Source organism: Pseudomonas sp. Q11 (genome assembly GCF_024494355.1).
Lineage (GTDB): Bacteria > Pseudomonadota > Gammaproteobacteria > Pseudomonadales > Pseudomonadaceae > Aquipseudomonas > Aquipseudomonas hefeiensis.
This window is the reverse complement of the sequence record NZ_JAKNQY010000018.1, coordinates 121,559-128,052: the sequence shown is the minus strand read 5'-3', so window position 1 is coordinate 128,052 and position 6,494 is coordinate 121,559. Positions and strand designations below refer to the sequence as shown.

General features: G+C 54.5%; 14 protein-coding genes. All 14 read left to right on the top strand.

The features are described 5' to 3' along the window. Positions 1-214: 214 nt before the first annotated feature. Positions 215-526 carry a 30S ribosomal protein S10 gene (gene rpsJ / locus MA884_RS19190; protein ID WP_003186070.1) on the top strand — a complete coding sequence of 104 codons (312 nt, stop codon included), beginning with the start codon at positions 215-217 and terminating at the stop codon, positions 524-526. 80 nt (positions 527-606) lie between these two features. After that, entirely contained in the window at positions 607-1,242 is a 636-nt protein-coding gene (rplC, locus tag MA884_RS19185) for a 50S ribosomal protein L3 (protein ID WP_003186059.1), read from the top strand. Between the two features lie 12 nt (positions 1,243-1,254). Then, positions 1,255-1,857, top strand: coding sequence for a 50S ribosomal protein L4 (gene rplD, locus MA884_RS19180; protein WP_003186057.1), 603 nt, complete (start codon positions 1,255-1,257; stop codon positions 1,855-1,857). Next, a complete protein-coding gene (rplW, locus tag MA884_RS19175) occupies positions 1,854-2,153 on the top strand; it encodes a 50S ribosomal protein L23 (RefSeq protein WP_002555488.1) in 300 nt (99 codons plus the stop codon). Before rplD ends, rplW begins: the two co-directional genes overlap by 4 nt. 14 nt (positions 2,154-2,167) lie before the next feature. Then, complete coding sequence (gene rplB, locus MA884_RS19170) at positions 2,168-2,992, top strand: 50S ribosomal protein L2 (RefSeq protein ID WP_003186055.1); 825 nt, start codon at positions 2,168-2,170, stop codon at positions 2,990-2,992. A 16-nt stretch (positions 2,993-3,008) separates the two neighbouring features. After that, positions 3,009-3,284 (top strand): 30S ribosomal protein S19, encoded by a 276-nt coding sequence (gene rpsS, locus MA884_RS19165; protein ID WP_002555486.1) that lies wholly within the window; start codon positions 3,009-3,011, stop codon positions 3,282-3,284. An 11-nt stretch (positions 3,285-3,295) separates the two neighbouring features. Then, complete coding sequence (gene rplV, locus MA884_RS19160; RefSeq protein ID WP_003103908.1) at positions 3,296-3,628, top strand: 50S ribosomal protein L22; 333 nt, start codon at positions 3,296-3,298, stop codon at positions 3,626-3,628. 13 nt (positions 3,629-3,641) lie between these two features. Continuing rightward, on the top strand, positions 3,642-4,328 hold the full coding sequence (rpsC, locus tag MA884_RS19155; RefSeq protein ID WP_003176422.1) for a 30S ribosomal protein S3: 687 nt from the start codon (positions 3,642-3,644) through the stop codon (positions 4,326-4,328). Positions 4,329-4,340: 12 nt separating this feature from the next. Beyond that, complete coding sequence (gene rplP, locus MA884_RS19150) at positions 4,341-4,754, top strand: 50S ribosomal protein L16 (RefSeq protein WP_003186052.1); 414 nt, start codon at positions 4,341-4,343, stop codon at positions 4,752-4,754. Beyond that, positions 4,754-4,945 carry a 50S ribosomal protein L29 gene (gene rpmC / locus MA884_RS19145; protein WP_002555481.1) on the top strand — a complete coding sequence of 64 codons (192 nt, stop codon included), beginning with the start codon at positions 4,754-4,756 and terminating at the stop codon, positions 4,943-4,945. Before rplP ends, rpmC begins: the two co-directional genes overlap by 1 nt. 2 nt (positions 4,946-4,947) lie before the next feature. After that, positions 4,948-5,214, top strand: a complete 267-nt coding sequence (gene rpsQ / locus MA884_RS19140; protein ID WP_003194644.1) for a 30S ribosomal protein S17 — start codon at positions 4,948-4,950, stop codon at positions 5,212-5,214. Between the two features lie 23 nt (positions 5,215-5,237). Continuing rightward, on the top strand, positions 5,238-5,606 hold the full coding sequence (gene rplN / locus MA884_RS19135) for a 50S ribosomal protein L14 (RefSeq protein ID WP_002555479.1): 369 nt from the start codon (positions 5,238-5,240) through the stop codon (positions 5,604-5,606). 11 nt (positions 5,607-5,617) lie between these two features. Beyond that, positions 5,618-5,932 (top strand): 50S ribosomal protein L24, encoded by a 315-nt coding sequence (gene rplX / locus MA884_RS19130; RefSeq protein ID WP_003186046.1) that lies wholly within the window; start codon positions 5,618-5,620, stop codon positions 5,930-5,932. A 20-nt stretch (positions 5,933-5,952) separates the two neighbouring features. Further along, on the top strand, positions 5,953-6,492 hold the full coding sequence (gene rplE / locus MA884_RS19125) for a 50S ribosomal protein L5 (protein WP_003186044.1): 540 nt from the start codon (positions 5,953-5,955) through the stop codon (positions 6,490-6,492). Positions 6,493-6,494 lie beyond the last annotated feature (2 nt).

The following is a 6,494-nucleotide window of genomic DNA, read 5'->3' as shown; positions in this document are numbered from 1 at the left end:
CTATCCGTGAAGGCGGTCGTACCGTCGGCGCCGGCGTCGTAGCCAAAGTCATCGAATAAGTCTCTTATAGAGTCGGCTCGATGAGTTGAAAAGCCCCCGCTTAGCGGGGGCTTTTTTATTGGGTTGACACCTATCAGGGGCGTCTATAGAATTGCGCCTCCTTTTAACGGGCGTATTGCGCTCGGTGGGAATAGCAGCCGGAGTCTGAAATCCAATGCAAAATCAGCAAATCCGTATCAGGTTGAAGGCTTTTGACCATCGCCTGATCGACCAATCCACCCAGGAAATCGTGGAAACCGCGAAACGTACTGGTGCTCAAGTGCGTGGTCCAATTCCACTGCCTACCCGTAAAGAGCGGTTCACCGTTCTGGTCTCTCCGCACGTCAACAAAGACGCGCGTGACCAGTACGAGATCCGTACTCATAAGCGCGTTCTGGACATCGTCCAGCCAACGGATAAAACCGTTGATGCACTTATGAAGCTTGATCTTGCGGCCGGTGTGGAAGTGCAGATCAGCCTCGGCTAAGACTCGGTCTTGGTCGTGTAACGCTCTGAAATGGGCGGCCATAGCGGGTGAAAGCCCCGTACACTCATGAGGTTTACAACATGACTATTGGTGTAGTCGGTCGTAAATGCGGTATGACCCGTATTTTCACCGAAGAAGGTGTCTCCATTCCGGTCACGGTCATTGAGATCGAGCCGAATCGCGTCACCCAGTTCAAAACTGAAGAGACCGATGGCTATCGTGCAGTGCAAGTCACTGTCGGCGAGCGTCGTGCTTCGCGTGTAACAGCTGCTCAAGCTGGCCACTTCGCCAAGGCGAACGTTGCCGCTGGTCGTACCGTAATGGAATTCCGCCTTGAAGAAGGCGAGTACCAGGCCGGCGATCTGATCAACGCTGAAATCTTCGCTGCTGGTCAACTGGTTGATGTAACCGGTCAGTCCAAGGGTAAAGGCTTCCAGGGTACGATCAAGCGTTGGAACTTCCGCGGGCAAGATAACACCCACGGTAACTCCGTATCCCACCGCGTTCCAGGCTCTATCGGCCAGTGCCAGACTCCTGGTCGTGTATTCAAGGGCAAAAAAATGTCCGGTCATATGGGCGCTGAGCGCGTGACCGTGCAGTCCCTCGAAGTAGTGCGCGTGGACGCTGAACGCAATCTGTTGTTGGTCAAGGGCGCTGTTCCTGGCGCTACTGGCGGCAACTTGGTTGTACGTCCAGCAGCCAAGGCTCGCGGTTAAGGGGAAGCTGACATGCAATTAAATGTAAATGACGCTCAAGCGATCGAAGTTTCCGAACTGACATTTGGCGGCGAATTCAACGAGACGCTGGTTCACCAAGCAGTCGTGGCCTATATGGCTGGCGGCCGTCAGGGTAGCAAGCAGCAAAAGACCCGTTCCGACGTTTCTGGTGGCGGTAAGCGCCCATGGCGTCAGAAAGGTACTGGCCGTGCTCGTGCCGGTACTATCCGTAGCCCAATCTGGCGTGGCGGCGGTACCACTTTTGCAGCTCGTCCTCAGGATCACTCCCAGAAGCTGAACAAGAAGATGTATCGCGCAGCAATGCGTTCCATCCTTGCTGAGCTGGTGCGTACTGATCGTCTGGTCGTGGTTCAGGACTTCGCTGTTGAAGCACCGAAAACCAAAGATCTGCTGAACAAGCTGAACGGCATGGGCCTGACTGACGTCCTGATCGTGTCTGACGCTGTTGATCAGAACCTGTACCTGGCTGCTCGCAACCTGCCACACGTTGATGTTCGTGACGTGCAAGGTTCCGATCCGGTCAGTCTGATCGCATACGACAAGGTGTTGATCACCGTGTCGGCCGTGAAGAAATTCGAGGAGCTGCTGGGATGAACCAGGAACGCGTATTTAAAGTTCTGCTTGGCCCGCACGTTTCCGAGAAGGCTACGGTTCTGGCAGACAAGAAAGGCCAGTTCGTTTTCAAGGTTGCTACCGACGCAACCAAGCTGGAAATCAAGAAGGCCGTCGAAAGCCTGTTCAGCGTGAAAGTAGAGCGCGTTACTACCCTGAACGTTCTGGGTAAGAGCAAGCGCACTGCTCGCGGTCTGGGCAAGCGTAATGACTGGAAGAAGGCAGTTATCTCCCTTCAGCCAGGCCAAGATCTCGATTTCAGCAGCAGTGCTGAGTAAGGAAGGGGTGCATCATGGCAATCGTTAAATGCAAACCGACTTCCCCTGGCCGCCGTTTTGTGGTCAAGGTGGTCAACCAGGAGCTGCATAAAGGCGCTCCTCACGCACCGCTGCTCGAGAAAAAATCGAAGTCTGGTGGTCGTAACAACAATGGCCGTATTACCACTCGTCACATCGGTGGTGGTCATAAGCAGCATTATCGTCTGGTCGACTTCCGTCGTAACGACAAGGATGGCATCGCTGCCACCGTCGAGCGTATCGAATACGATCCAAACCGTACTGCTCACATCGCTCTGCTGCTGTACGCAGATGGCGAGCGTCGCTACATCATCGCCCCTAAAGGCGTGAGTGCTGGCGACCAGCTGATCGCAGGTGCTTTGGCGCCGATCAAGCCGGGCAACGCTCTGCAACTGCGTAACATTCCAGTTGGTAGCACCGTACACGGCATCGAATTGAAGCCAGGTAAAGGCGCACAGATCGCTCGTTCCGCTGGTGCTTCGGCTCAGCTGATCGCTCGTGAAGGTGTCTACGTGACCCTGCGTCTGCGTTCTGGTGAGATGCGTAAAGTACTGGCTGAGTGCCGTGCGACCCTGGGCGAAGTCTCGAACTCCGAGCATAGCCTGCGTTCGTTGGGTAAAGCTGGTGCCAAGCGCTGGCGTGGCGTTCGCCCAACCGTTCGTGGTGTTGCCATGAACCCGGTTGACCACCCACATGGTGGTGGTGAAGGTCGTACCTCTGGTGGTCGTCATCCGGTATCGCCATGGGGCTTCCCGACTAAGGGCGCGAAGACTCGTGGTAATAAGCGTACCGACAAAATGATCGTCCGTCGTCGCAAGTAAATAGAGGGATACGACAGTGCCACGTTCTCTGAAAAAAGGTCCTTTTATTGATCTTCACCTACTGAAGAAGATCGAAGTGGCGGCGGAAAAGAATGATCGCAAACCAGTTAAGACCTGGTCGCGTCGTTCGATGATCCTGCCACAAATGGTCGGTCTGACCATCGCAGTACACAACGGTCGCCAACACGTCCCAGTTCTCGTTAACGAAGACATGGTCGGCCACAAACTAGGCGAGTTTGCCGGTACCCGCACATACCGTGGGCACGTGGCTGACAAGAAAGCCAAGCGTTAAGGGGTAAGGAAATGGAAGTAGCCGCTAAGTTGTCGGGCGCTCGAATCTCCGCCCAGAAAGCCCGCTTGGTCGCCGACCAGATCCGCGGGAAGAAGGTGGGCGAAGCGCTCAACCTGTTGGCTTTCAGCAGTAAGAAAGCCGCCGAGATCATGAAGAAAGTGCTGGAGTCGGCCGTAGCCAACGCCGAGCATAACGAAGGCGCAGACGTTGATGACCTGAAGGTCAGCACCGTTTTCGTCAACGAAGGGCGTTCGCTGAAGCGCATCATGCCACGTGCCAAAGGCCGTGCTGATCGCATCGTCAAGCGGTCTTGCCATATCACTGTCAAGGTTGCTGACAAGTAACGGAGTCGAAGAGATGGGTCAGAAAGTACATCCCATTGGCATTCGCCTGGGAATCGTCAAGGAGCACACCTCCGTCTGGTACGCAGACGGTCGGACTTATGCGGACTACTTGTTCGCTGATCTGAAGGTGCGTGAGTATCTCCAAGACAAACTAAAAAGCGCGTCCGTAAGCCGTATCGATATCCATCGTCCGGCGCAGACTGCACGCATCACCATCCACACCGCTCGTCCAGGTATCGTTATCGGGAAGAAAGGTGAAGATGTTGAGAAGCTGCGTCAGGACCTGACCAAGCAAATGGGTGTGCCTGTGCACATCAATATCGAAGAGATCCGCAAGCCGGAGCTCGACGGTATGCTGGTTGCGCAGAGCGTAGCTCAGCAGCTGGAGCGTCGCGTAATGTTCCGTCGCGCTATGAAGCGCGCTGTACAGAACGCAATGCGCATTGGTGCCAAAGGCATCAAAATCCAAGTGAGCGGTCGTCTCGGCGGTGCTGAAATCGCACGTACTGAATGGTATCGCGAAGGTCGTGTGCCACTGCACACCCTGCGTGCCGACATCGACTATGCCAACTACGAAGCTCACACCACCTACGGTGTGATCGGTGTAAAGGTTTGGATCTTCAAAGGCGAAGTAATTGGTGGTCGCCAAGAAGAACTGAAGCCACAAGCACCAGCGCCTCGTAAAAAAGCTGCTAAGTAAGGGGTACGCCAAATGTTGCAACCAAAGCGTACGAAGTTCCGCAAGCAGATGACCGGTCACAACCGTGGCCTGGCATTGCGCGGTAGCAAAGTCAGCTTCGGCGAGTTCGCGCTGAAGTCTGTTGCTCGTGGTCGTCTCACCGCTCGTCAGATCGAGTCAGCGCGTCGTGCTCTGACCCGTCACGTAAAACGTGGCGGCAAGATCTGGATCCGTGTATTCCCGGACAAGCCTGTCACCAAGAAGCCACTCGAAGTTCGGATGGGTAAAGGTAAGGGTAACGTGGAGTACTGGGTTGCCCAGATTCAGCCAGGCAAAGTCCTGTATGAAATCGAGGGTGTTTCTGAAGAGCTGGCGCGTGAGGCTTTCGCCCTGGCTGCTGCAAAGCTGCCGCTCGCCACCTCCTTTGTTAAACGGACGGTGATGTGATGAAAGCGAATGAACTTCGTGAAAAATCAGCACAGCAGCTGAACGAGCAACTGCTCGGCCTGCTGCGCGACCAGTTCAATCTGCGTATGCAGAAAGCAACTGGCCAGTTGGGGCAGTCTCATCTGCTCTCGCAAGTTAAGCGTGACATCGCTCGCGTGAAAACTGTGCTCAACCAGCAGGCAGGTAAGTAATCATGGCTGAAGCCGAAAAAACTGTCCGTACGCTGACTGGCCGTGTTGTCAGCGACAAGATGGACAAAACCATCACCGTTCTGATCGAGCGTCGCGTTAAGCACCCGATCTACGGTAAATACGTTAAGCGTTCGACTAAGCTGCACGCGCACGACGAAACCAATCAGTGCCACATCGGCGACAAAGTCACTATTCGTGAAACTCGTCCGATGGCCAAGACCAAGTCTTGGGCGCTGGTTGATGTTCTCGAACGCGCTGTGGAAGTCTAAGGGCTAGGGGTCGGAGAAATTATATGATTCAGACTCAATCCATGCTCGATGTGGCCGATAACAGCGGCGCTCGCCGTGTTATGTGCATCAAGGTGCTGGGTGGCTCCCATCGTCGTTACGCTGGTATTGGTGACATCATCAAAGTTACCGTCAAGGAAGCAATTCCTCGCGGTAAGGTGAAAAAAGGCCAAGTGATGACTGCTGTTGTAGTCCGCACTCGCCACGGTGTTCGTCGCGCTGACGGCTCCATCATCCGCTTTGATGGCAACGCTGCTGTTCTGTTGAACAACAAGCAAGAGCCAATCGGCACCCGTATCTTTGGGCCAGTGACCCGTGAGCTTCGTACTGAGAAGTTCATGAAGATCGTCTCGCTCGCCCCAGAAGTGCTGTAAGGAGATCCGACATGCAAAAGATTCGTCGTGACGACGAGATCATCGTGATCGCCGGCAAGGACAAGGGTAAGCGCGGTAAGGTGCTGAAGGTTCTCGCTGACAACCGTCTGGTTGTTGGTGGTCTGAACCTGGTCAAGCGTCATACCAAGCCTAACCCGATGTCGGGCGTACAGGGCGGTATCGTCGAGAAAGAAGCGCCACTGCACGCTTCCAACGTCGCCATTTTCAACGGCGAAACCAACAAGGCTGACCGCGTTGGTTTCAAAGTAGAAGACGGTAAGAAAATTCGTGTCTTCAAGTCGACCCAAAAAGCGGTTGATGCTTGAACACTGCTAGGTAGAAGACCATGGCACGACTAAAAGAGATTTACCGGAAGGAAATCGCACCGAAGCTTAAGGAAGAACTTAAGCTTTCGAACGTGATGGAAGTTCCGCGCGTTACCAAAATCACCCTGAACATGGGTCTGGGCGAAGCGATCGGCGACAAAAAAGTCATCGAGCACGCTGTTGCTGACCTGGAAAAGATCACCGGTCAGAAAGTCGTTGTGACTTACGCTCGGAAATCCATCGCTGGCTTTAAAGTCCGTGAAGGTTGGCCGATCGGCGTCAAAGTGACCCTGCGCCGTGAGCGTATGTACGAGTTCCTGGATCGTCTGCTGTCGATCTCCCTGCCTCGGGTTCGCGACTTCCGCGGCCTGAATGCCAAGTCCTTTGATGGTCGTGGCAACTACAGCATGGGCGTTAAAGAGCAGATCATTTTCCCGGAAATCGATTACGACAAGATCGATGCTCTCCGCGGTCTGGACATTACCCTGACCACCACTGCTCGGACGGATGACGAAGGTCGCGCACTGCTGCGCGCTTTCAAATTCCCGTTCCGCAACTGATT

Bases quoted from the DNA above. Each gene is read 5' to 3' on its own strand.
- rpsJ (WP_003186070.1), top strand. From the start codon at position 215: ATGCAAAATCAGCAAATCCGTATCAGGTTGAAGGCTTTTGACCATCGC.
- rplP (WP_003186052.1), top strand. From the start codon at position 4,341: ATGTTGCAACCAAAGCGTACGAAGTTCCGCAAGCAGATGACCGGTCAC.
- rpsQ (WP_003194644.1), top strand. From the start codon at position 4,948: ATGGCTGAAGCCGAAAAAACTGTCCGTACGCTGACTGGCCGTGTTGTC.
- rplB (WP_003186055.1), top strand. From the start codon at position 2,168: ATGGCAATCGTTAAATGCAAACCGACTTCCCCTGGCCGCCGTTTTGTG.
- rplC (WP_003186059.1), top strand. From the start codon at position 607: ATGACTATTGGTGTAGTCGGTCGTAAATGCGGTATGACCCGTATTTTC.
- rpmC (WP_002555481.1), top strand. From the start codon at position 4,754: ATGAAAGCGAATGAACTTCGTGAAAAATCAGCACAGCAGCTGAACGAG.
- rplD (WP_003186057.1), top strand. From the start codon at position 1,255: ATGCAATTAAATGTAAATGACGCTCAAGCGATCGAAGTTTCCGAACTG.
- rpsC (WP_003176422.1), top strand. From the start codon at position 3,642: ATGGGTCAGAAAGTACATCCCATTGGCATTCGCCTGGGAATCGTCAAG.
- rplW (WP_002555488.1), top strand. From the start codon at position 1,854: ATGAACCAGGAACGCGTATTTAAAGTTCTGCTTGGCCCGCACGTTTCC.
- rplX (WP_003186046.1), top strand. From the start codon at position 5,618: ATGCAAAAGATTCGTCGTGACGACGAGATCATCGTGATCGCCGGCAAG.
- rplV (WP_003103908.1), top strand. From the start codon at position 3,296: ATGGAAGTAGCCGCTAAGTTGTCGGGCGCTCGAATCTCCGCCCAGAAA.
- rplN (WP_002555479.1), top strand. From the start codon at position 5,238: ATGATTCAGACTCAATCCATGCTCGATGTGGCCGATAACAGCGGCGCT.
- rplE (WP_003186044.1), top strand. From the start codon at position 5,953: ATGGCACGACTAAAAGAGATTTACCGGAAGGAAATCGCACCGAAGCTT.